This window comes from Dryocola boscaweniae (genome assembly GCF_025215095.1).
GTDB lineage: Bacteria > Pseudomonadota > Gammaproteobacteria > Enterobacterales > Enterobacteriaceae > Dryocola > Dryocola boscaweniae.
On record NZ_JALHAP010000067.1, the window covers coordinates 1 to 23,008 of the forward strand.

The 23,008-nt window shown below is 52.1% G+C and carries 23 protein-coding genes; 15 read left to right on the forward strand and 8 right to left on the reverse strand.

The genetic code is table 11. From position 1 onward, the window contains the following. On the forward strand, positions 1–196 hold a 196-nt coding region (locus MUA00_RS01935; RefSeq protein WP_271121524.1), incomplete at its 5' end, for a hypothetical protein. A 96-nt stretch (positions 197–292) separates the two neighbouring features. Then, entirely contained in the window at positions 293–1,000 is a 708-nt protein-coding gene (locus MUA00_RS01940; RefSeq protein WP_271121523.1) for a FadR/GntR family transcriptional regulator, read from the forward strand. A 13-nt stretch (positions 1,001–1,013) separates the two neighbouring features. On the opposite strand, the gene rbsR is transcribed toward MUA00_RS01940, so the two are convergent. The 7 genes from rbsR to kup all read right to left on the reverse strand — a co-directional run bounded on the left by rbsR (position 1,014) and on the right by kup (position 8,995). Further along, positions 1,014–2,006: a ribose operon transcriptional repressor RbsR gene (gene rbsR, locus MUA00_RS01945; RefSeq protein ID WP_271121522.1), complete on the reverse strand. Its 993-nt coding sequence runs from the start codon at positions 2,004–2,006 to the stop codon at positions 1,014–1,016. 2 nt (positions 2,007–2,008) lie between these two features. Beyond that, on the reverse strand, positions 2,009–2,938 hold the full coding sequence (gene rbsK, locus MUA00_RS01950; RefSeq protein ID WP_271121521.1) for a ribokinase: 930 nt from the start codon (positions 2,936–2,938) through the stop codon (positions 2,009–2,011). A gap of 72 nt (positions 2,939–3,010) precedes the next feature. Beyond that, complete coding sequence (rbsB, locus tag MUA00_RS01955) at positions 3,011–3,898, reverse strand: ribose ABC transporter substrate-binding protein RbsB (protein ID WP_271121520.1); 888 nt, start codon at positions 3,896–3,898, stop codon at positions 3,011–3,013. 28 nt (positions 3,899–3,926) lie between these two features. Beyond that, positions 3,927–4,892: a ribose ABC transporter permease gene (gene rbsC / locus MUA00_RS01960; RefSeq protein ID WP_271121519.1), complete on the reverse strand. Its 966-nt coding sequence runs from the start codon at positions 4,890–4,892 to the stop codon at positions 3,927–3,929. Next, positions 4,893–6,404 carry a ribose ABC transporter ATP-binding protein RbsA gene (rbsA, locus tag MUA00_RS01965; protein ID WP_271121518.1) on the reverse strand — a complete coding sequence of 504 codons (1,512 nt, stop codon included), beginning with the start codon at positions 6,402–6,404 and terminating at the stop codon, positions 4,893–4,895. 7 nt (positions 6,405–6,411) lie between these two features. After that, positions 6,412–6,831 (reverse strand): D-ribose pyranase, encoded by a 420-nt coding sequence (rbsD, locus tag MUA00_RS01970; RefSeq protein WP_271121517.1) that lies wholly within the window; start codon positions 6,829–6,831, stop codon positions 6,412–6,414. 295 nt (positions 6,832–7,126) lie between these two features. Continuing rightward, positions 7,127–8,995, reverse strand: coding sequence for a low affinity potassium transporter Kup (kup, locus tag MUA00_RS01975; protein ID WP_271121516.1), 1,869 nt, complete (start codon positions 8,993–8,995; stop codon positions 7,127–7,129). A 225-nt stretch (positions 8,996–9,220) separates the two neighbouring features. Here kup and ravA point away from each other — a divergent pair, with 225 nt between their 5' ends. Together ravA and viaA are read left to right on the forward strand one after the other, a co-directional pair. Then, positions 9,221–10,714, forward strand: coding sequence for an ATPase RavA (gene ravA, locus MUA00_RS01980; protein WP_271121515.1), 1,494 nt, complete (start codon positions 9,221–9,223; stop codon positions 10,712–10,714). Beyond that, a complete protein-coding gene (gene viaA / locus MUA00_RS01985; protein ID WP_271121514.1) occupies positions 10,714–12,165 on the forward strand; it encodes an ATPase RavA stimulator ViaA in 1,452 nt (483 codons plus the stop codon). Before ravA ends, viaA begins: the two co-directional genes overlap by 1 nt. Positions 12,166–12,168: 3 nt before the next feature. Here the strand turns inward: viaA and asnA are convergent, their stop codons facing one another. Beyond that, positions 12,169–13,161 (reverse strand): aspartate--ammonia ligase, encoded by a 993-nt coding sequence (asnA, locus tag MUA00_RS01990; RefSeq protein ID WP_271121513.1) that lies wholly within the window; start codon positions 13,159–13,161, stop codon positions 12,169–12,171. A 158-nt stretch (positions 13,162–13,319) separates the two neighbouring features. Here asnA and asnC point away from each other — a divergent pair, with 158 nt between their 5' ends. From asnC to atpG, 11 genes are all read left to right on the forward strand, one after another. Further along, on the forward strand, positions 13,320–13,778 hold the full coding sequence (asnC, locus tag MUA00_RS01995; protein WP_271121512.1) for a transcriptional regulator AsnC: 459 nt from the start codon (positions 13,320–13,322) through the stop codon (positions 13,776–13,778). A gap of 106 nt (positions 13,779–13,884) precedes the next feature. Beyond that, positions 13,885–14,334 (forward strand): FMN-binding protein MioC, encoded by a 450-nt coding sequence (gene mioC / locus MUA00_RS02000; RefSeq protein WP_271121511.1) that lies wholly within the window; start codon positions 13,885–13,887, stop codon positions 14,332–14,334. 369 nt (positions 14,335–14,703) lie between these two features. Continuing rightward, the gene (gene mnmG, locus MUA00_RS02005; RefSeq protein WP_271121510.1) at positions 14,704–16,593 is read left to right on the forward strand and encodes a tRNA uridine-5-carboxymethylaminomethyl(34) synthesis enzyme MnmG; all 1,890 of its coding nucleotides are present in this window, start codon (positions 14,704–14,706) and stop codon (positions 16,591–16,593) included. A gap of 57 nt (positions 16,594–16,650) precedes the next feature. After that, entirely contained in the window at positions 16,651–17,274 is a 624-nt protein-coding gene (rsmG, locus tag MUA00_RS02010) for a 16S rRNA (guanine(527)-N(7))-methyltransferase RsmG (RefSeq protein WP_271121509.1), read from the forward strand. Between the two features lie 618 nt (positions 17,275–17,892). After that, a complete protein-coding gene (gene atpI, locus MUA00_RS02015) occupies positions 17,893–18,273 on the forward strand; it encodes a F0F1 ATP synthase subunit I (RefSeq protein ID WP_271121508.1) in 381 nt (126 codons plus the stop codon). Between the two features lie 8 nt (positions 18,274–18,281). Then, entirely contained in the window at positions 18,282–19,100 is an 819-nt protein-coding gene (gene atpB, locus MUA00_RS02020; protein ID WP_271121507.1) for a F0F1 ATP synthase subunit A, read from the forward strand. Positions 19,101–19,148: 48 nt separating this feature from the next. After that, positions 19,149–19,388: a F0F1 ATP synthase subunit C gene (gene atpE, locus MUA00_RS02025; RefSeq protein WP_000429386.1), complete on the forward strand. Its 240-nt coding sequence runs from the start codon at positions 19,149–19,151 to the stop codon at positions 19,386–19,388. Between the two features lie 61 nt (positions 19,389–19,449). Next, positions 19,450–19,920, forward strand: a complete 471-nt coding sequence (atpF, locus tag MUA00_RS02030) for a F0F1 ATP synthase subunit B (protein WP_271121506.1) — start codon at positions 19,450–19,452, stop codon at positions 19,918–19,920. 14 nt (positions 19,921–19,934) lie between these two features. Beyond that, positions 19,935–20,468, forward strand: a complete 534-nt coding sequence (gene atpH / locus MUA00_RS02035) for a F0F1 ATP synthase subunit delta (protein ID WP_271121505.1) — start codon at positions 19,935–19,937, stop codon at positions 20,466–20,468. A gap of 12 nt (positions 20,469–20,480) precedes the next feature. After that, on the forward strand, positions 20,481–22,022 hold the full coding sequence (gene atpA, locus MUA00_RS02040; protein WP_121263712.1) for a F0F1 ATP synthase subunit alpha: 1,542 nt from the start codon (positions 20,481–20,483) through the stop codon (positions 22,020–22,022). 50 nt (positions 22,023–22,072) lie between these two features. Beyond that, on the forward strand, positions 22,073–22,936 hold the full coding sequence (gene atpG, locus MUA00_RS02045; RefSeq protein ID WP_271121504.1) for a F0F1 ATP synthase subunit gamma: 864 nt from the start codon (positions 22,073–22,075) through the stop codon (positions 22,934–22,936). Positions 22,937–23,008: the final 72 nt, after the last annotated feature.

Consider the following 23,008-nt stretch of genomic DNA (forward strand, 5'->3'; position numbering starts at 1 on the left):
GTTGCGAGGTGGCGTATATTACGCTTTCCTCCTGCAGAGTCAAGCGTTTATTTTCGCTTTCGTCCGCCTGACGGGCCGGTTTGTAAGCCGTTGTGCCGTGTCAGTGGAGGCGCAGTATAGGGATTTTCCGGAAGCTGACAAGCGTTTATTGCAAATTAATTACCAAGCGTCTTTTTTTTCGGCAATGTGGCTATAAAAGGCCCGCGATGGGGGATATTTGCTGTTTTAAGCATCAGAAAGAGATACCAGATGGCATACTAGAAAGAGAAATATAGCTAAAGGAATTGCAATTATGTCTTTATCAGCACAACAACTCGCGGCGCAAAAGAACCTTTCTTATGTTCTTGCAGAGAAGCTGGCCCAGCGCATCCTCAAAGGGGAGTACGAAGCGGGCAGTATTCTGCCAGGCGAAATCGAGCTGGGTGAGATATTCGGCGTAAGTCGTACCGCCGTGAGAGAAGCAGTAAAGACATTAACAGCGAAAGGAATGGTTTTGCCTCGTCCACGCATCGGGACCCGAGTTATGCCACGCAGCCACTGGAACTTCCTTGATAAGGAGTTGCTTACCTGGTGGATGACCGAAGAAAACTTCAATGAGGTCGTGGAATACTTTCTTGTAATGCGTAATAGCCTGGAACCTCAGGCCTGCTCGCTCGCTGCTATAAATGGTAATAGCGAACAGAAAGCGTATCTCAAAGAGATGATGACAGAGATGGTGAAACTGAAAACCACTTTTGACCGTGAACGCTGGATAGAAGTTGATATGGCTTATCACGAGCACATCTATGCAATGAGCGGTAATCCTTTCCTCTGTTCTTTTGCTAATTTATTCCGTTCTATTTATTACAATTACTTCACCGCCATAACCGATAACGAAGTCATCAAACTCGATTTGCACCAGGCAATCGTTGATGCCATTACCCAAGGGGACAGCCAAGCCGCCTTAGCTGCGGGACAGGCGCTATTACAGGATCCCTTCGTTCACGGCCAACACGGCTAATTAAGGTGATGCTTCAGACGGAGCCGCGTTCCACCAGCTCCGGCGTCAGTAACAGTCGTTGTTGCGCCAGAGCGGGCTGTGCCATACGGTGAATCAGCACATCAACGGCCAGCTCGCCCAGTTCATCTTTTGGCTGATGGATGGTTGTGAGCGGCGGCGTCATGTAGCGCGCAAGCTCAATATCATCATAACCCACCACGGCCATATCCTTCGGCACGCTCAAACCAGCCTGATACAGCGCATGATAAGCGCCCACCGCCATCGCATCGTTACCGGTGAATACCGCATGAGGCGGTTGCTCCAGGGCCAGAAGCGAGTTCATAGCGGTGAACCCGCCCTGAAACTCGAAGTCGCCGATAATTTCATAACCCGGCTGAATGACAAGCCCTGCGCTGTTCATCGCCTTGCGGTAGCCTTCCAGGCGCAAACGTGCAGGCGTTTTATCCTGCGGTCCGGCTATACAGGCAATGCGGGTATAACCGTTATCGATAAGATGTTGCGTAGCCATTTCGCCTCCCAGCAGGGAGTTATCCTGAATCACATCGCTTTCGCCCTCGAAAGGCGCCCAGTCCATCATGACCGTAGGAATAGAAGGATAGCGATTCATGATCTCAGCCGAAGGCAAATGGGTTTCGGTGCACAGCAGCAGCAGCCCGTCGACACGCTTTTGCATCAGCGTCTCCAGATTGCGGTTCATGCGCTGTTCATCGCCTTCGGTATTGCACAGCACCAGGCTGTAGCCACGCTCAAAACAGCTTCGCTCCACGCCGCGCACCAGCTCAGAATAAAACGGGTTGCTGCTGGCGGTTATCAGCATGCCGATGGTGTGGGTCTGCTTAAGTTTGAGGCTACGCGCCAGAGCGGAAGGCGCATAGTTCAGCGTTTTGATAGCGGCATCGACCTTTTCGCGAATGGCCTCGCTCACGAATCTGTCGTTATTAATGACGTGTGAAACCGTCGAGGTGGAGACGCCCGCAAGGCGAGCGACGTCTTTCATGGTAGCCATGATTACCCCTGCTGCTGCAAGAACTCGTCGATTTCATGGCGCCACGGCACGGAAGGTTGCGCACCTTTACGTGTTACGGCGATGGCGGCAGCGGCATGGGCAAAGCGGATCGCCTCATTTATCGGTTTATCTTCCAGTAATGCCGTAACCAGCGCGCCGTTAAAAGTGTCCCCGGCGGCAATAGTATCCACGGCTTTAACTTTAAAGCCTGCAATTCTTTGGCCCTTACCCTGCTCGCTCAGCCAGACGCCGCGACTGCCAAGCGTAATAATGACGGTTTCAATACCTTTATTATGCAAGACCTGAGCGGCGCAGGCGGCGTCTTCATCATTTTCGACACGAATACCGGTGAGCTTTTCGGCTTCGGTTTCGTTTGGGGTGATCATATCCACCAGCTCCAGCAATTCGTCTGACAGTTCACAAGCTGGCGCAGGATTTAACACAACTTTGGTTTGATGTTGATGGGCGATTTTTGCCGCAGCCAGTACGCTTTCCAGCGGTGACTCAAGCTGCATCAGAAGTGCGCTGGCGTCAGCGATTTTTTGCTGCTGTTTTGCTACCAGCTCAGGCGTTAAAGCACCGTTCGCGCCAGCATGAATACCAATAACGTTTTCCCCGGCGCCGTTAACAAAGATCAGCGCAACACCGGTAGCCGCTTCTTTAATAGTGCTGATGGGAGAAGTATCTATTTTATCGCACACCAGTTGCTTACAAACGCGGCTGCCGGTGTCATCGCCACCCACACAGGCAATAAAGGCAATATCGGCGCCGCTGCGTCCGGCAGCCACGGCCTGATTGGCGCCCTTCCCGCCGAACGCCACCTGATACTCCTGCCCGGTAACCGTTTCACCCGGCGTTGGAAAATGTTCGAGGTTGAGGATATGGTCAGCGTTGATACTGCCGAGGACGACGAGACTGCCTTTCGTTTTCATTTTTTCTGTCCAGTTAAGTGCGCCGCCCTAAACTTATAAGGCGGCGCGAGACCTGCTTTTCCGTTTGTCGTCTTATTTGGTGACCAGTTTCAAATCAACCGGGATTTTCGATTCGACTTTCTCGCCTTTCAGGACCTTATCAGCCGTTTCAACGCCGATAACGCCAATCTGATCGGCCATCTGCGCCACCGTTGCGCCAAGTTTACCGCCTTCAACCGCTTTTACGCCGTCGTCGGTGCCGTCAAAGCCAACAACCAGCACGTCAGATTTGCCTGCGGTTTGCAACGCACGCAACGCGCCCAGCGCCATTTCATCGTTCTGAGCAAATACGGCCTGCACATCCGGATGCGCGGTGAGCAGGTTTTGCATAACGTTCAGACCCTTGGTGCGGTCGAAGTCTGCCGGCTGGCTCGCCAGAACGGTAAATTTATGCTCGGCGGTAGCCTGTTTGAAGCCTTCACCGCGTTCGCGGGCCGCAGAGGCCCCAGCGATACCTTGCAGTTCGATAACTTTCGCACCGTCGCCCAGTTTTTTCGCAATAAAGTCGCCCGCCATTTTACCGCCGGCTACGTTGTCAGAAGCGATGTGGCTGACTACGGTACCCTGGTTCGCCATACGGTCGAGGGTAATCACAGGGATTTTAGCCTGGTTCGCCATTTTTACCGCGTTGCCTACGGCATCCGAATCCGTTGGGTTAATCAGCATCAGTTTGGTGCCACGAACGGTCAGGTCCTGCACGTTCGCCAGCTCTTTAGCCGGGTTATTCTGGGAATCCAGCACTACCAGGTTGTAACCCAGTTTGTCTGCTTCTTTCTGCGCGCCGTCTTTTAAGGAAACGAAGAACGGGTTATTAAGCGTGGAAACAACCAGTGCGATGGTGTCTTTTGCCATGGCGTTTGCGCTAACGGTGGCGCTCAGTGCGACAGCGGAAACCAGAGTAGCCAGCTTTTTCATATTCATAGTCAGATGTCCTGTAGGGTTTTGATTGTTACTGCTTTTTGTTGTCCACCAGCACCGCCAGTAAAATAACCACTGCTTTGACGATCATCTGGTAATAAGAAGAAACACCTAATAAATTCAGCCCGTTGTTCAAAAAGCCTAAGATAAGCGCACCGATTAGCGTCCCGACAATACGCCCTTTCCCGCCCGCAAGGCTTGTACCGCCCAGCACAACGGCGGCGATAGCGTCCAGCTCGTAGCCGGTGCCCGCCGTTGGCTGCGCGGAAGAAAGACGCGCCACCTCAATGATCCCCGCCAGCGAAGCCAGCAGGCCGCAGAGTGAATAAACGATAATTTTTACTTTATTAACGCTAATGCCGGAAAGGCGCGTCGCCGCTTCGTTACCGCCAAGCGCATAAATATAACGGCCCAGGCGAGTGTGATGCAGCATGTACCAGGCGGCCAGGAAGACAATCCCCATAATCCACACCGGCGTAGGAATACCCAACGGGCGACCGATACCAAACCAGCCAAAGACGTCGGCATTATCCGAAAAGCCGGTATTTACCGGGCTTCCGTTGGTGTAAACCATGGTCACGCCGCGCAGCAACAGCATCATCACCAGCGTTGCGATAAACGCCTGTACGCGTCCCTTCGCAACAATAACGCCAGTCACGGCCCCGATTGCAGCGCCCAACGCCAGCGCCGCGGCAACCGCTACCAGCGCATTCACTTCTAAGCCAACAATCGAGGCGGCCACCGCTCCGGTTAGCGCCAGTAAAGAACCGACGGACAGGTCGATCCCGGAAGTAAGAATCACCAGCGTCATTCCCACCGCCATAATGGCGTTTACAGAGGTTTGCTGCAGGATGTTAAACAGGTTATTTACGGTGAAGAAGTTCGGGCTCAGGCTCGAAACAATCGCAATCAGCACCAGCAGGGCAATCAGCGATTTTTGATCCAACAGCCACGCTTTTGTGAACCAGCGACGGGAAGAAACAGACTGGGTGCTCATTTATACAGACTCCTGATTCACGCGATTTAGCTTTCCGACGGCCGCCGCCATCAACGCTTCCTGGGTTGCTTCTTCGCGGGTGAATACCCCGCCCAGATGCCCTTCATGCATCACCATGATGCGATCGCTCATACCCAACACTTCCGGCATTTCTGACGAAACGAGGATGATGCTTAACCCATCGGCTTTAAACTGGTTAATTAACTGATAAATTTCTTTTTTAGCCCCAACGTCAACGCCGCGGGTTGGTTCATCGAGAATCAGCACTTTCGGACGCGTCATCAGCCCGCGCGCGATCGCGACCTTTTGCTGATTGCCGCCGGAAAGCAGGCCGATTGGCTGTTCTATTGAAGGAGTCTTAACGTTGAACAGGCGAACAAAGTCCTGCACCGCCTGCTGCTCATCTTTATGCTTCAGGCTGCCGATGTTATGGCTGAAATAGCGCAACGCGGTCAGCGACATGTTCTCTTTGACTGACATGCCAAGCACCAACCCGTCGCGCTTACGGTCTTCCGAAATGTAAACGATGCCGTTTGCCAGGCCATCCTGCGGTGAACGCGTCACAACCTCACGGCCATCCAGCGCGACATAACCGCCGCTACGCGGCAGCGCACCGTAAAGCACCTTCATTAATTCGGTACGACCTGCGCCCATCAGCCCGGCAACGCCAAGAATTTCACCTTTGCGCAAAGTGAAGCTGACGTCATGCACGCCAGGTCCGGAGAGGTTATCAACGCGCAGACGAACTTCACCCGGCTCTTTATTCAGACGCGGATACTGGTCTTCGAGCTTGCGCCCTACCATCATTTCAATCAGCGAGTCTTCGGTGAGCGTTGCCACTTCGCGCTCGGCAATAAACTGCCCGTCGCGAAAGACCGTCACGTCATCGCAAACTTCGAAAATCTCTTTCATGCGGTGGGAGATATAAACAATGCCGCGTCCCTGGGCTTTTAGCTCGCGGATAACGCGAAACAGAGATTCGGTTTCGGTATCGGTCAGCGCATCGGTAGGCTCATCCATGATGATGACTTTCGATTCAAAGCTCAGCACCTTGGCTATCTCAACCATTTGCTGATCGCCGATCGACAGATCGCCCACCAGCTTTTGGCTCTTAAAACGCAGGTTAAGCTTCGCCAGCAGTTTATCCGCCTCGGCATACATCTTCTTCCATTCGATCTTGCCGAAGCGGTTCACAAATTCGCGCCCGAGGAAGATGTTCTCCGCAATGCTGAGCTGCGGGATCAGGTTAAGTTCCTGGTGAATAATGCCGATGCCCGCTTCCTGAGAAGATTTCGGGCCGCTGAAGGTGGTTTCCTGACCCAGCCATAACAACGAACCGGCATCGCGTTGATAAATGCCGGTTAATACTTTCATCATGGTGGATTTGCCCGCGCCGTTTTCACCCACCAGCGCCATAACGCGCCCCGGATAAACGTTCAGCGCAGCGCCAGAAAGGGCTTTTACGCCAGGGAACGATTTATCGATCCCTTTTAATTGCAGTAAGGGTTCCATGCCGGCCTCAGAAAGTTACGCCAGCGCAGAGAATGATATTCGCATACGGGGAACACTCCCCGCTGCGAATAACCGCATGTGCATCAGCGGTGTGCTTTTTGAACTGCTCATGACTGATATAGCGAACTAAAATGGTGTTTCCCTGGTGTTGTTGCAGTTGCTCGATATGCGTGAGCAACGTTTCGTGGAGCTGCGGATTATGTTGTTTAATTTCCTGAGCAAGGATCGCTGTTTCAACCTGCATCTCTTGCGTTACGACATCGACGACCTGCATAAAACCAGGAACGCCGTGAGTCAGAGCCAAATCAATTCGCTGCGTGGTACGCGGAATTGGCAATCCGGCATCGGCAATCACCAGCGAGTCGGTGTGACCAAGACGGGAAATAACGGACGAGATATCAGCGTTGAGAACGGTGCCTTTCTTCATTTTCTTGCTCCACTAGCGAAACGTTTCGCTGATGAGAGTGTAGAAAAGATAGCGGTGACAAAACAACCACCAGGTTATGAAAATGTGATCGCTATCGAAACGTTTCGCCAAGAACGTTCAACACAACAAAATGAGAGCGCGTTCAGCGCTAAAATGGAATCAGGATTCAAAAAGGAAGATATATTTTTGGCAAAAGCGATTTGCTGATTTTTAGGGTGTTAAGCAAAAAAGCCAGAAAACCCCACTTTTCTGGCTTTTTCACCATTACGCCCCTTCTAATGAAGAGGCGTTGGCGTTAAATCTCGACCTGGGTGCCCAATTCGATAACCCTGTTAGGCGGGATTTCAAACTGATCCGGCGCTCGCAGGGCGTTACGCTGAAGCGCGAGGAATAGCTTGCCGCGCAGGCGCAGATACCACGGGCGTTTGCCGATGATCAGCGATTCATGGGACATAAAGAACGATGTCTCCATCATTCGACAGCTCAGCCCTTCCAGCCCGCAGCGATGGAATACCTCTTCCACGTTTGGCGTTTCACGCCAGCCGTAGCTTGCCACTACGCGCCAGAAGGTTGGCGAGAGTTGCTCGATAGAAACGCGCTTCACATTATGAACATAGGGCGCATCTTCTGTTCGCAGCGTCAGCAGCACAACTCGCTCATGCAGTACCTTGTTGTGCTTCAGGTTATGAAGCATCGCGAAAGGAATAACGTTCAGCGCACGGGACATATATACCGCCGTACCCGGTACGCGTACCGGCGGCGATTTCTCCAGCGAGGCAATCATTGCTTCCAGAGAATTACCGTGTTCATGCATGCGCCTGAGCAGGCGGAAACGCTCGCTCTTCCAGGTAGTCATGATGATAAACATCACCAGAGCCAGGCAGAGCGGGAGCCAGCCGCCGGAGAAAATTTTGACGACGTTTGCCGAGAACAGCGGAACATCAATGCACAGGAAGCCTACGCCCATCAGCAGAACGGCAATCTTGTTCCAGTGCCAGTTTTTACGCGCCACGGTGCACAAAAGGATGGAGGTCAGCACCATGGTGCCGGTTACGGCAATCCCATAGGCCGCAGCCAGATTGCTGGAATGCTCGAAGCTGACAATCACAATCACCACGGAGATATAAAGGATCCAGTTAATAGCCGGAACGTAAATCTGGCCGGATTCCATCTCTGAGGTGTGGATGATGCGCATTGGCGACAAATAGCCCAGACGCACGGCCTGGCGAGTCAAAGAAAAGACGCCGGAAATGACCGCCTGGGAGGCGATAACCGTGGCGAGCGTAGCCAGAATCATCAAAGGAATCAGCGCCCAGTCGGGAGCCAGCAGGAAGAACGGGTTTTTAATTGCTTCCGGCGTTTTCAGCAGCAGCGCGCCCTGGCCGAAGTAGTTCAGCACCAGCGACGGCAGCACCACGGTAAACCATGCAATACGAATCGGGAACTTACCAAAGTGACCCATATCCGCATACAGCGCCTCCACGCCGGTAATCGAAAGCACGACAGCACCGAGCGCAAAGAATGAGACCGATTTATATTCCAGGAAGAAATGCACCGCCCATGCCGGGTTAAGCGCCTGCAGCACTTCCGGATTAGCGATAATACTGCGTGCGCCCAGCACGGCCAGAACCAGGAACCAGAGCAACATCACAGGAGCAAAAAGTTTGCCCACCATGCCCGTGCCGTGCTTCTGGATCATGAACAACAGCGTCAGGACAATTATCGAGAGCGGAACGATATAGGCGTCTAGCTGCGGGGCGGCAATCTCAAGTCCCTCAATGGCCGACATAACCGATATCGCCGGGGTTATCACCACCTCGCCATAAAAGAAGCTGCCGCCGATCAACCCCATGATCACCAGCACCGAGGTCATTTTTGCTGAAGTGTTGCGCCCTGCCAGAGACATCAGCGTTAAAATACCGCCTTCACCGGCGTTATCCGCCTTCATGACAAAAGTGAGATATTTAACGGAGACGACTAAGATTAACAGCCAGAAAATTAAAGATAAAAAGCCGAAAACGGCTTCACGTTCTACGCCAAAACCAAACTGACCGGACAGACATTCACGTAGGGTGTAAAGCGGGCTGGTGCCGATATCACCGTACACCACCCCAATTGCCGCGAGCGTAACCGCGGGCAATGATTGTTTATTATCAGCGCTCATAGACTAATCTTTTGTTGGAATCCTGAAAGCGTGTGCTTAATCCCTTGGCCCACAAAAAGGCGCACAGTATGCACGATAATCAAGGAAATCGTATCCCTAAATGCAATTGGCTTAGCTTAGGTCAGAGAAAAAAGGTCAGTTCATCAATTCATTAACGAGCTTATACAGAAACGATATACTCGCCTTCCCGCACAGCGATAACCGCGTAAGGATGCAAAGCTAATTATGGCTCAATCACATTTATTGGCTGAAAGAATTTCACGGCTCAGCTCATCGCTTGAAAAAGGACTTTTTGAACGTCAACACGCCATTCGGCTTTGTCTGCTGGCAGCGCTGAGCGGGGAAAGCGTCTTTTTATTAGGGCCGCCGGGGATAGCAAAAAGCCTGATTGCTCGCCGTCTTAAATTTGCCTTCAAAAATGCCCGAGCATTTGAATATCTGATGACGCGCTTTTCCACCCCGGAAGAAGTCTTCGGGCCGCTGTCTATTCAGGCGTTGAAAGACGAAGGGCGCTACGAGCGCCTCACCGCTGGGTATTTGCCGGAAGCGGAAATCGTCTTTCTGGATGAGATCTGGAAGGCGGGCCCTGCCATCCTGAATACATTACTTACCGCCATAAATGAACGCCGCTTCAGGAACGGAGCCAGTGAAGAGAAAATCCCGATGCGCCTGCTGGTGGCCGCGTCCAACGAACTTCCTGAGGCCGACAGCAGCCTTGAAGCTTTATACGACCGAATGCTGATTCGTCTGTGGCTGGATAAAGTGCAGGAGAAAAGCAGCTTCCGCTCCATGCTCGTCAGTCAGCATGATGAAAACGAAAACCCGGTGGCGGAAAGCCTGCAGGTAAGCGATGAAGAATATTTTAGCTGGCAGAAGGAGATTGGCACCGTTCAACTTCCCGATAATGTCTTTGAACTGATTTTCTCCCTGCGCCAGCAGCTTGATGAGATTTCCGGCGCCCCGTACGTTTCAGACCGACGCTGGAAAAAGGCCATTCGCTTATTGCAAGCGAGCGCCTTCTTCAGTGGCCGCGCCGCCGTCGCCCCTATCGATCTTATTCTGCTTAAAGACTGTCTGTGGCATGACACCGCGGCGATGAATCTGATGCAGCAGCAGTTAGAAATATTGATGACCGGGCAGGCCTGGCAGCAGCACGCGATGCTCAGCAAACTGGGGGCTATCGTGCAGCGCCGCATTCAGCTCCAGCAACAACACAGCGACCGGGAAGCCATTACCGTGAGCAAGCAAGGCGGCATGTTCAGTCGTCGTCCGCAATATCAGCTTCCCGATTATCTTACGGGTGAAACCCTGACTTTGCTGCTTCAGCAGCCGCTGAAATTGCACGACATCGAAGTTATCCACATTGCGATAGGCCGTGAAACGCTGGCGCAGTGGCTGGTAAAAGGCGGGGAAATTCGCGGGAAACTCAACGGCATTGGTTTTGCCCAGTCGCTGAATCTGGAAGTGGATGCCACACAGCATCTGGTTATCCGTGATGTCAGCCTGCAAGGAACACGGCTGGTGATGCCGGGCAAACAACAACAGGGCGTACCGGATGAGATCAAACAGCAATTCGACGATCTCGAAGCCATGCTCCACCAGCAGCATGAGCGTTTTAACGATCAGCAAAAATGCCTGTTTATCCATAATGACTGGCTGGGCAAAATCGAAGCCAGCCTGCAGGATGTCGCCGCGCAGATCAAAGAGGCCCGGCAATAATGCTGAGCCTTGAGACGCTCGATGTTATTCTGGCTATCAGTGAAGGAGAATTGATAGAAGAGATAATACTGACTTTGCTGGCGGCTCCCCAACTGGCCATCTTCTTTGAAAAATTCCCACGGCTTAAAAATGCTGTCACGCAGGATATTCCGCGCTGGCGAGAGCTGCTTAAAGCCAGGATCCATGACACGAAGGTGCCGCCGGAGCTGGCAAGCGAAGTGCTGTGCTATCAGGAAAGCCAACTGCTCAGCACCAGTCAGCTTATCGTCAAACAGCCAGAAATACTGGCCCTGTTAAAGAGTGTCAACTCTCCCTTTTGTGTGCAAGCACAGGCGCTGGTGGCGCAACATCCCCATTTTACCCCGGCGCAGCAAACGCTGTTTCTGCAGCGCTGGCGGCTGAGCCTGGTGGTTCAGGCCACCTCGCTGAATCAGCAATTACTCGAAGAGGAGCGCGATCAATTGCTGGCGGAGGTTCAGGCTCGCCTGGCGTTGAGCGGGCAACTGGAACCCGTGTTGTCAGAAAACGATAATGCGGCCGGGCGACTGTGGGATATGAGCGCCGGGGCGCTTAAGCGCGGCGATTATCAGTTAATCGTGCAGTACGGCGAGTTTCTCGCCAGCCAGCCTGAATTGATGAAGCTTGCCGAACAGCTTGGCCGCTCGAAAGAGGCGAAAGCCGTGCCGAGAAAAGATTCCCCTATGGAAACCTGGCGCATGATGGTGCGCGAGCCCGCCACGGTGCCTGAACAGGTAGACGGCCTGCAACGCAGCGACGATATCCTGCGTTTATTGCCGCCAGAGCTGGCAACGCTAGGCATCACCGAACTGGAGTTCGAATTCTATCGGCGGCTGGTGGAAAAACAGTTGCTGACCTATCGCCTGCATGGCGATTCATGGCGGGAAAAAGTTGTTGAGCGCCCGGTCGTCCATCAGGATTTCGACGAACAGCCGCGCGGCCCGTTTATTGTCTGCGTAGATACTTCAGGCTCGATGGGAGGCTTTAATGAACAGTGCGCGAAGGCATTTTGCCTGGCGCTGATGCGTATTGCGCTTGCGGATAACCGCCGCTGCTTCATTATGCTGTTCTCAAGCGAAGTGGTGCGCTACGAAGTTTGCGGCCAGGACGGCATTGAGCAGGCCATTCGTTTCCTCAGCCAGCGCTTTCGCGGCGGTACCGATCTGGCCAGTTGTTTTCGCGCGATCGTCGAAAAGATGCAGGGCAGCGAATGGTTTGATGCCGACGCGGTGGTAATTTCAGATTTTATCGCCCAGCGCTTGCCGGATGAGGTGGTGAATAAGGTGAAGGGGCTACAACTGGCGCACCAGCATCGTTTTCATGCGGTGGCGATGTCGGGTCATGGCAAACCCGGCATCATGCGCATTTTCGATCATATCTGGCGCTTTGATACCGGGATGCGTAGCCGCCTGCTGCGGCGCTGGCAGCGCTAGGGCTTACAGCAGAGAGTCGACTTTAGCCTGAACTTCAGCGGGCCATACGCCGCACTGAACCTGGCCGATATGAGGCTGTTGCAAAAGCAGCATGGTCAGACGTGACTGCCCAATTCCACCGCCGATTGTCTGCGGCATTTCACCTTTCAGTAAGGACTGGTGCCATTCGAGCTGCAAACGATCTTCATCGCCGGTCACCGCAAGCTGGCGCTTCAGGGTTTCAGCGTCCACACGGATGCCCATAGAAGAAAGCTCAAACACGTCTTCCAGCACCGGGTTCCACACCAGAATATCGCCGTTCAGGCCAGAGAAACCGCCTTCACTGCGGGTTGACCAGTCATCGTAGTCCGGGGCACGAACGTCATGGCGTTTACCGTCAGCCAGTTTACCGCCGATACCAATCAGGAATACTGCCCCCAGCTCTTTGGCGATAGCGCGTTCACGGCCTTTTGCATCCAGACCAGGGAAACGCTGCTGCAGTTCTTCGCTGTGGACAAAATGGATTTGCTCCGGCAGAAAAGCCGCCAGGCCATACTGTTCTTCAACTGCGGCTTCCGTTGCTTTCATTGCAGCCCAGATGCTTTCTACCGTTTGTTTCAGCGTGCCTAAATGGCGTTCGCCGTCGCCCATCACACGTTCCCAGTCCCACTGATCTACATAGACGGAGTGGATTGGCGTCAGGCGGTCTTCATCGGGGCGCAGGGCTTTCATGTGCGTGTAAAGCCCTTCACCCGCGCTGAAGTCATGCTGGCCGAGCGTTTTTCTTTTCCATTTAGCCAGCGAATGCACCACTTCAAACTGTGCCTCAGGTAAGGTTTTCACCTTTACCTGCACCGCTTTTTCACAGCCAGAGAGATTGTCTTGTGTACCATCGCCTACGCGGCTGAGAATCGGTGCCTGAACTTCAATCAGACCCAATTTGTCTTCAAGCTGGCGGGAGAAATGGGATTTCACAAAGCTTATCTGGCGTTGTTTAGCGATATAGGCGGTTTTCATGGCGCTTCTCTTTCGTTGTGTTGTTTCAGTACCGGTGATTAAGCAACAAAAAGCACATCACATTCAATAATCAATAATAAAAAAGCCCTTACCCTTTTTAATCGACTAATTTAAGGCTATAAAAATTAGCTATTCGTGATTAATCATAGGAAAAAGTGATGGATAATTATCAAATCGACAATCTGGATCGCGGCATCCTTGACGCGTTAATGGCAAATGCGCGTACAGCATATGCGGAACTGGCCAAACAATTTGGCGTAAGCCCCGGCACCATTCATGTCCGCGTAGAGAAGATGAAGCAGGCCGGGATAATCACCGGCGCACGCATCGACGTAAACCCTAAGCAACTGGGTTATGACGTTTGTTGCTTCATCGGCATTATTTTAAAGAGCGCTAAAGACTATCCTTCCGCGCTGGCAAAACTGGAGAGCCTCGAAGAAGTCACCGAGGCCTACTACACCACCGGTCACTACAGCATCTTTATTAAGGTCATGTGCCGTTCCATAGACGCCCTGCAACAGGTACTTATCAACAAGATCCAAACAATCGATGAAATTCAGTCCACCGAAACGCTGATCTCCCTGCAGAACCCCATTATGCGGACGATCAAGCCCTGAGGCTTAAAGGTAATACCCATATTATCCACAGGTAGATCGCAGGCCTTACACAGCGTACAATACGCCACGACTTCAGTTGCCCTGAGAAAAGTAAGGTGGGATCGCAATGGCAGACATTACTCTGATTAGTGGCAGTACGCTTGGCAGTGCCGAATATGTGGCTGAACATTTAGCTGAGAAGCTCGATGAAGCAGGTTTTTCCACCGAAACGCTGCACGGACCGCTGCTTGAAGATCTGCCGACCAGCGGGGTCTGGCTTATTGTCTCCTCTACGCATGGCGCAGGAGATCTGCCGGATAACCTGCAACCCCTTTACGATGCAATAAAGGAAGAGCACCCGGATCTGAGCAATGTTCGTTATGGCGCAGTGGGCATTGGCAGCCGTGAATATGACACTTTTTGTGGCGCCATTGAAAAAATCGATGCCTTGCTTTGCGACTGCGGAGCAAAACGAGTGGGCGCTTTATTGAAAGTGAACATCCTCGATCATGACATTCCTGAAGATCCAGCCGAAGTCTGGGTCGGATCCTGGAAGGATTTACTCCAGGATTTGTAAAGATCGGACTTTTTTTTGTGTATAACTATGCTTAAAAGCTCGTAATAAGCGGTAGTTATCCAAAGAACAACTGCTGTTCACTTTTTGAGTTGTGCATAACCCTCGCTTTTGATCCCAGCTTATACGGCGTGGGATCACCGGAAGTACACAGCAAACGATCTATCCCAATCGTTTGATCTCTTTAGCTTAAAATCGGTTATCCACAGCACAGGTCGATCCTAATAACAGATCATAATAAAGAGATCTTTAAATAAAAAAGATCTTCTTTTAATTAGTGAGGATCCCGGTACTTTCTCCATCGACTAAAGTTGAGTAGAATCGCCATCCCGGGAATCAGTCACCCTCCCGTTTAACCACGAGGCAGTCACCATGTTTTATCCAGATCCTTTTGACGTCATCATCATTGGCGGGGGTCATGCAGGCACCGAGGCCGCTATGGCCGCAGCCCGAATGGGTCAACAGACCCTTCTTCTGACACACAATATCGACACGCTGGGACAGATGTCCTGTAACCCGGCGATCGGCGGTATTGGCAAGGGACATCTGGTTAAGGAAGTGGACGCGCTGGGCGGATTGATGGCAAAAGCGATCGATCAGGCTGGTATTCAGTTTAGGATACTAAACGCCAGCAAAGGCCCTGCGGTGCGGGCTACCCGTGCTCAGGCTGACCGTGTGTTATATCGCCAGGCCGTTCGTACCGCGCTGGAAAACCAGCCCAACCTGATGATATTCCAACAGGCCGTTGAAGATCTGATTGTGGAAAACGATCGTGTAGTCGGGGCCGTGACCCAGATGGGGCTGAAGTTCCGTGCGAAAGCCGTGGTGCTGACGGTCGGGACTTTCCTCGATGGCAAAATTCATATCGGACTGGATAACTACAGCGGTGGCCGTGCAGGCGATCCGCCATCCATTTCGCTTTCTCGTCGTCTGCGTGAACTACCGCTACGTGTGAACCGCCTGAAAACAGGTACGCCTCCGCGTATCGACGCACGCACTATCGATTTCAGTGTACTTGCGCAACAAAACGGTGATACCCCGATGCCGGTATTTTCGTTCATGGGAAATGTGAACCAGCACCCAGCGCAGGTACCGTGCTATATCACCTATACCAACGAAAAAACGCACGATGTGATTCGTAATAACCTCGATCGCAGCCCAATGTATGCAGGCGTTATCGAAGGCATTGGTCCTCGTTACTGTCCTTCAATCGAAGATAAAGTGATGCGTTTTGCCGATCGCAATCAGCATCAGATTTTCCTTGAGCCTGAAGGGCTGACCAGCAACGAAATTTATCCAAACGGTATCTCCACCAGCCTGCCGTTTGACGTGCAAATGCAGATCGTCCGTTCCATGCAGGGCATGGAAAACGCGAAGATCGTTCGTCCAGGCTACGCCATTGAGTACGACTTCTTCGATCCTCGCGATCTGAAACCAACGCTTGAAAGTAAATATATTCAGGGTCTGTTCTTCGCTGGCCAAATCAACGGCACGACCGGTTACGAAGAAGCCGCGGCACAAGGCCTGCTGGCCGGTCTGAACGCAGGGCGTTACTCTGCCGAGAAAGAGGGCTGGGCGCCGCGTCGCGATCAGGCATACCTTGGCGTGCTGGTGGACGATCTTTGCACTCTCGGTACTAAAGAGCCGTACCGCATGTTTACCTCGCGTGCTGAATATCGTCTGATGCTGCGTGAAGATAACGCGGATCTGCGTTTAACCGCTGCCGGCCGTGAAATGGGTCTGGTGGATGATGAACGCTGGGCGCGCTTCAACGAGAAGCTGGAAAATATTGAGCTTGAACGCCAGCGCCTGAAAGATATCTGGCTGCATCCGCATTCGGCACAGGTCGAAGAAGTTAATGCGAAACTGAGCGCGCCTTTGTCGCGGGAAGCGAACGGCGAAGATCTGCTGCGTCGTCCTGAAATGACCTACGCTGACATGATGCAACTTTCGGTATTTGCGCCAGGCCTTGAAGATCGGCAGTCTGCGGAACAGGTAGAGATTCAGGTTAAATACGAAGGCTATATCGCTCGTCAACAGGATGAGATCGATAAGCAACTGCGCAATGAGAACACCGTACTGCCGGCTACGCTGGATTACCGGCAGGTTAGCGGGCTCTCTAACGAAGTAATTGCAAAACTCAACGATCATAAACCTGTGTCTATCGGGCAAGCCTCGCGTATTTCAGGGATAACACCTGCGGCGATTTCCATTTTGCTTGTCTGGCTAAAAAAACAAGGGTTGCTGCGCCGCAGCGCCTGATAATGCGTTAAACAGGGCCAGGTTATCCTGGCCCCTTTTTTTAATGGGTACAAAACCGTGCTAAACAAACTGAATCGTCTGCTGGATAACGCAGGCATTACGCTTCCGGAAAACCAGAAGCAACAGCTAGTGGGTTACGTTGAGCTGCTCCACAAATGGAACAAAGCGTATAACCTGACATCGGTACGCGATCCTGACGAAATGCTGGTTAGACATATTCTCGACAGCATCGTCGTTGAGCCGCATCTGGAAGGAACTCGGTTTATCGATGTCGGCACAGGCCCCGGCTTGCCGGGTATTCCACTTGCTATCATTCGCCCGGATGCTCATTTCACTCTGCTCGATAGCTTAGGTAAGCGTGTGCGCTTCCTGCGTCAGGTTCAACATGAGCTGCGTCTTGAGAACATCACGCCGGTTCAAAGTCGTGTGGAAGCATTCCCGGCCGAACCCCCGTTTGATGGAGTCATTAGCCGTGCGTTCGCTTCGCTGACGGATATGGTGAGCTGGTGTCATCATCTTCCTGCGGAAAATGGCCGTTTCTACGCGCTCAAAGGATTGCGCCCGGATGATGAAATCTCGGTGCTGCCAGCGGAATTTAGCGTAGAAGAGATCGTTCGTTTGCAGGTCCCGGCGCTGGATGGCGAGCGACATCTGGTGGTTATTAAGCCAAACAGAAATTAATATTTATCAAAAAAAGTGAAAAAAGAGATGTTTCGCCAACGTTAAATATACAGGGGTTGTTTACCGACACCGTTAGTTACATTTAACTAAATAGCAACAAGGCTTTTTCTGATTTTTAACCGTGGTCGCATTTCTAACAGGACAAATAGTCAACCACGAAAATATAAACCTGCTAAATATCCACCTGCAGAATGAAATAGGAAGATGTTAAACGCTTAACAAGAATGTCAATAAAAGGTTTTTATGGTGTTGCGCTTTATTTTCAAAAGAGTGCGCCATAATCAGCTTATTTATCAGTCATCTGAGATTAGCACTTTAAGAGACAGACATAGGTATAGCGGATGTGAGATGTCTAATATGTGATCCGGGGCACGCTTTGTTGTGGGGCAAAACGGCTTATTTGCACTTTTTCAGAAAATGCCCGGCTTTGATGAAAAGTTGAAAAATAAGCGTGCAGAAAATTATTTAAACATTTGTTCACCTTTTTGCTACTTAATGTTTGAAATCACGGGGCCGCACCGTATAATTTGCTCGCTTTTTGAGGCTTGACTCTGGGCCGCAAAGACAGTTTTATACGACACGCGACATACCTCTAAGGGAGCAGGAGAAAGAAACGTCATGTCAGTGTCGCTGTTAAGTTGGAACATGGCCCGTAAGTTACTGTTCATCCAGCTTCTGGCAGTATTAGCAATCGGATTGCTGTTTTGCCTCAAAGACCCCTCATGGGGCGCTTCTGCTTTTGGTGGAGGTCTGGCAGCCTGGCTGCCGAACGTATTATTTATGATTTTTGCCTGGCGTCATCAGGCGCATACACCCGCTAAAGGCCGTGTTGCCTGGACTTTCGCCATTGGTGAAGTGTTAAAGGTGGTTGCGAGTTTTATCATTCTGGTGGTGGCGCTGGTAGGCTTTAAGGCGGTGGTTTTACCGCTGATAGTGACGTGGGTTTCGGTGCTGGTTGTGCAGATACTCGCACCAGCTGTAATTAACAACAAAGGGTAAGAGGCATCATGTCTGCAGGAGAAATCTCTACACCGCAGGAGTATATAGGCCACCATCTGAACAACCTTCAGTTGGACCTGCGTACTTTCTCGCTGGTGGATCCGCATAACCCCCCGGCCACCTTCTGGACGCTCAACATTGACTCCATGTTCTTCTCAGTGGCCCTGGGTCTCTTGTTCCTGGTTATTTTCCGCAAGGTAGCGAAAAACGCCACCAGCGGCGTACCGGGTAAATTACAGACTGCAGTTGAGCTGATTATCGGCTTTGTGCATGGCAGCGTGAAAGACATGTACCATGGCAAAAGCAAAGTTATCGCTCCCCTGGCCCTGACGGTTTTCGTCTGGGTATTCCTGATGAACCTGATGGACTTGCTGCCAATCGATCTGCTGCCGTATATCGGCGAGCATATCTTCGGCCTGCCAGCTCTGCGCGTGGTACCGTCTGCGGACGTGAACATCACTCTGTCCATGGCGCTTGGCGTATTCATCCTGATTATTTTCTACAGCATCAAAATGAAAGGCATTGGCGGCTTCACGAAAGAGCTGACGCTGCAGCCGTTCAATCACTGGGCATTTATTCCTGTCAACTTAATCCTTGAAGGGGTAAGCCTGCTGTCCAAGCCTGTATCACTTGGTCTGCGACTGTTCGGCAACATGTATGCCGGTGAGCTGATTTTCATTCTGATTGCTGGTCTGTTGCCGTGGTGGTCACAGTGGCTCCTGAATGTGCCTTGGGCCATTTTCCACATCCTGATCATTACGCTGCAAGCCTTCATTTTCATGGTTCTGACGATTGTCTATCTGTCGATGGCGTCTGAAGAGCATTGATTTTACTTACCACTACTGCGTTTTAACTGAAACAAACTGGAGACTGTCATGGAAAACCTGAATATGGATCTGCTGTACATGGCTGCCGCTGTGATGATGGGTCTGGCGGCAATCGGTGCTGCGATCGGTATCGGCATCCTCGGGGGCAAATTCCTGGAAGGCGCTGCGCGTCAACCTGATCTGATTCCTCTGCTGCGTACTCAGTTCTTTATCGTTATGGGTCTGGTAGATGCAATCCCGATGATCGCTGTTGGTCTGGGTCTGTACGTGATGTTCGCCGTCGCGTAGTGAGCGTTGCTTAAGATACCAAGCAATATCAGAACGTTAACTAACAAAGAGGCATTGTGCTGTGAATCTTAACGCAACAATCCTCGGCCAGGCCATCGCGTTTGTCCTGTTTGTTCTGTTCTGCATGAAGTATGTATGGCCGCCGTTAATGGCCGCCATCGAGAAACGTCAAAAAGAAATTGCTGACGGCCTCGCTTCTGCAGAACGTGCTCAGAAGGACCTTGACCTTGCACAGGCCAACGCGACCGACCAGCTGAAAAAAGCCAAAGCAGAAGCTCAGGTGATTATTGAGCAGGCGAACAAACGCCGCGCTCAAATCGTTGAAGAAGCTAAAACCGAGGCAGAGCAGGAACGCAACAAAATCGTCGCACAGGCTCAGGCAGAAATCGACGCAGAGCGTAAACGCGCTCGCGAAGAACTGCGTAAGCAGGTCGCTCTGCTGGCTATCGCCGGTGCCGAGAAGATTATCGAACGTTCCGTGGATGGAGCTGCTAACAGCGACATCGTTGATAAACTGGTCGCTGAACTGTAAGGAGGGAGGGGCTGATGTCTGAATTTGTTACTGTAGCTCGCCCCTACGCCAAAGCAGCTTTTGACTTTGCCGTCGAACACCAGAGCGTTGATAACTGGCAGAATATGCTGGCCTTCGCCGCCGAGGTGTCTAAAAACGAAGAAATGGCAGAGCTTCTCTCCGGGGCTATGGCTCCGGAAACGCTCTCTGAGTCGTTTATTACTATCTGTGGTGACCAACTCGACGCTAACGGCCAGAACCTGATTCGGGTGATGGCTGAAAATGGGCGTCTGAAGGTTCTTCCTGATGTTCTTGAGCAATTCGTGCAACTGCGTGCAGCCCAGGAGGCCACGGTTGAAGTCGAAGTGACTTCCGCCAGCGCACTGAGTGAAGCACAGCTCTCGAAAATCAGCGCCGCGATGGAAAAACGTCTGTCACGCAAAGTGAAGCTGAATTGCAAAATTGATAAGTCTGTAATGGCAGGTGTCGTCATCCGTGCGGGTGATATGGTCATTGATGGTAGCGTACGCGGCCGTCTTGATCGCCTGACAGACGTCTTGCAGTCTTAAGGGGACTGGAGCATGCAACTGAATTCCACCGAAATCAGCGAACTGATCAAGCAGCGCATTGCTCAGTTCAATGTAGTGAGCGAAGCTCACAACGAAGGTACTATTGTTTCCGTAAGTGACGGTATCATCCGCGTACACGGCCTGGCCGATGTCATGCAGGGTGAGATGATTTCCCTGCCGGGTAACCGTTACGCCATTGCACTGAACCTCGAGCGCGACTCTGTAGGTGCGGTAGTAATGGGTCCGTACGCTGACCTTGCTGAAGGCATGAAAGTTAAGTGTACTGGCCGTATCCTTGAAGTTCCTGTCGGTCGTGGCCTGTTGGGCCGCGTGGTGAACACCCTGGGTGCGCCAATCGACGGTAAAGGTCCGCTTGAGCATGACGGTTTCTCAGCCGTTGAAGCGATTGCACCGGGCGTAATCGAGCGTCAGTCCGTAGACCAGCCGGTTCAGACCGGTTATAAGTCTGTTGACGCCATGATTCCAATCGGCCGTGGTCAGCGTGAGCTGGTCATCGGTGACCGTCAGACCGGTAAAACCGCGCTGGCGATCGATGCCATCATCAACCAGCGTGATTCCGGCATCAAATGTATCTATGTTGCTATCGGCCAGAAAGCGTCAACCATCGCTAACGTGGTTCGCAAGCTGGAAGAGCACGGCGCACTGGCTAACACCATCGTGGTTGTGGCTACTGCTTCTGAATCCGCAGCACTGCAATACCTGGCGCCATATGCCGGTTGCGCAATGGGCGAATACTTCCGTGACCGTGGTGAAGATGCGCTGATTGTATACGATGACCTGTCCAAACAGGCCGTTGCTTACCGCCAGATTTCCCTGCTGCTTCGTCGTCCGCCAGGTCGTGAAGCATTCCCGGGCGACGTATTCTACCTCCACTCCCGTCTGCTGGAGCGTGCTGCGCGTGTTAACGCCGAATACGTTGAAGCCTTCACCAAAGGTGAAGTTAAAGGGAAAACCGGTTCTCTGACCGCGCTGCCGATTATCGAAACGCAAGCTGGTGACGTTTCCGCGTTCGTTCCGACCAACGTAATTTCCATTACCGATGGTCAGATCTTCCTGGAATCTAACCTGTTTAACGCCGGTATTCGTCCTGCGGTTAACCCGGGTATCTCCGTATCCCGTGTTGGTGGCGCTGCTCAGACCAAGATCATGAAAAAACTGTCCGGTGGTATTCGTACCGCTCTGGCACAGTATCGTGAACTGGCTGCGTTCTCTCAGTTTGCATCAGATCTTGACGATGCGACCCGTAAGCAATTGAGCCACGGTCAGAAAGTGACCGAGCTTCTGAAACAGAAACAGTATGCGCCTATGTCGGTTGCGCAGCAGTCTCTGGTTCTGTTCGCTGCTGAACGCGGTTACCTCGAAGATGTGGAACTGGCTAAAATCGGTAGCTTCGAAGCCGCTCTGATGGCGTACGTTGACCGTGACCATGCTCCGCTGATGCAAGAAATCAACCAATCTGGTGGCTATAACGACGAAATCGAAGGCAAGCTGAAAGGCATCCTCGATTCCTTCAAAGCAACTCAGTCCTGGTAAAGTCTGGCGGCTTGTCTTAGGGCAAGCCGCAAGGCATTGAGGAGAAGCTCATGGCCGGCGCAAAAGAGATACGTAGTAAGATCGCAAGCGTCCAGAACACGCAGAAGATCACCAAAGCAATGGAAATGGTCGCCGCGTCCAAAATGCGTAAATCGCAGGAACGCATGGCAGCCAGCCGTCCTTACGCAGACACCATGCGTAAAGTGATTGGTCACCTTGCTCTGGGTAATCTTGAATACAAACACCCATACCTGGATGAACGCGAAGTTAAACGCGTGGGCTACCTGGTGGTGTCCACTGACCGTGGTCTGTGCGGTGGCTTGAACATTAACCTGTTCAAAAAGCTGCTGGCTGACATGAAAGAGTGGTCCGATAAAGGCGTTCAGAGCGAAATCGCGATGATCGGCTCCAAAGGCGTCTCTTTCTTCAACTCTGTGGGCGGCAATGTTGTTGCTCAGGTGACCGGTATGGGCGATAACCCTTCCCTGTCCGAGTTGATTGGCCCGGTGAAAGTGATGTTGCAGGCCTACGATGAAGGCCGTCTGGACAAGCTGTATGTTGTCAGCAACAAATTTATAAACACTATGTCCCAGGTTCCGACAATCACCCAACTGCTGCCGTTACCGCCAGCAGAAGACGGCGAATTGAAAAAGAAATCCTGGGATTATCTGTATGAACCTGATCCTAAAGCGCTGCTGGATACCCTGCTGCGTCGTTATGTGGAATCTCAGGTTTATCAGGGCGTCGTAGAAAACCTGGCCAGCGAGCAGGCCGCACGAATGGTGGCGATGAAAGCCGCTACCGACAATGGCGGCAGCCTGATTAAAGAGCTGCAGTTGGTATACAACAAAGCTCGTCAGGCCAGCATTACTCAGGAACTCACCGAAATCGTCGGTGGCGCGTCCGCGGTATAACCAGGTGGTTACCCTAAATAGTTCGGTTTGCAGAAAGGCGGCAACTGAGCGAGTCCTCAGGAGCTTACTCTG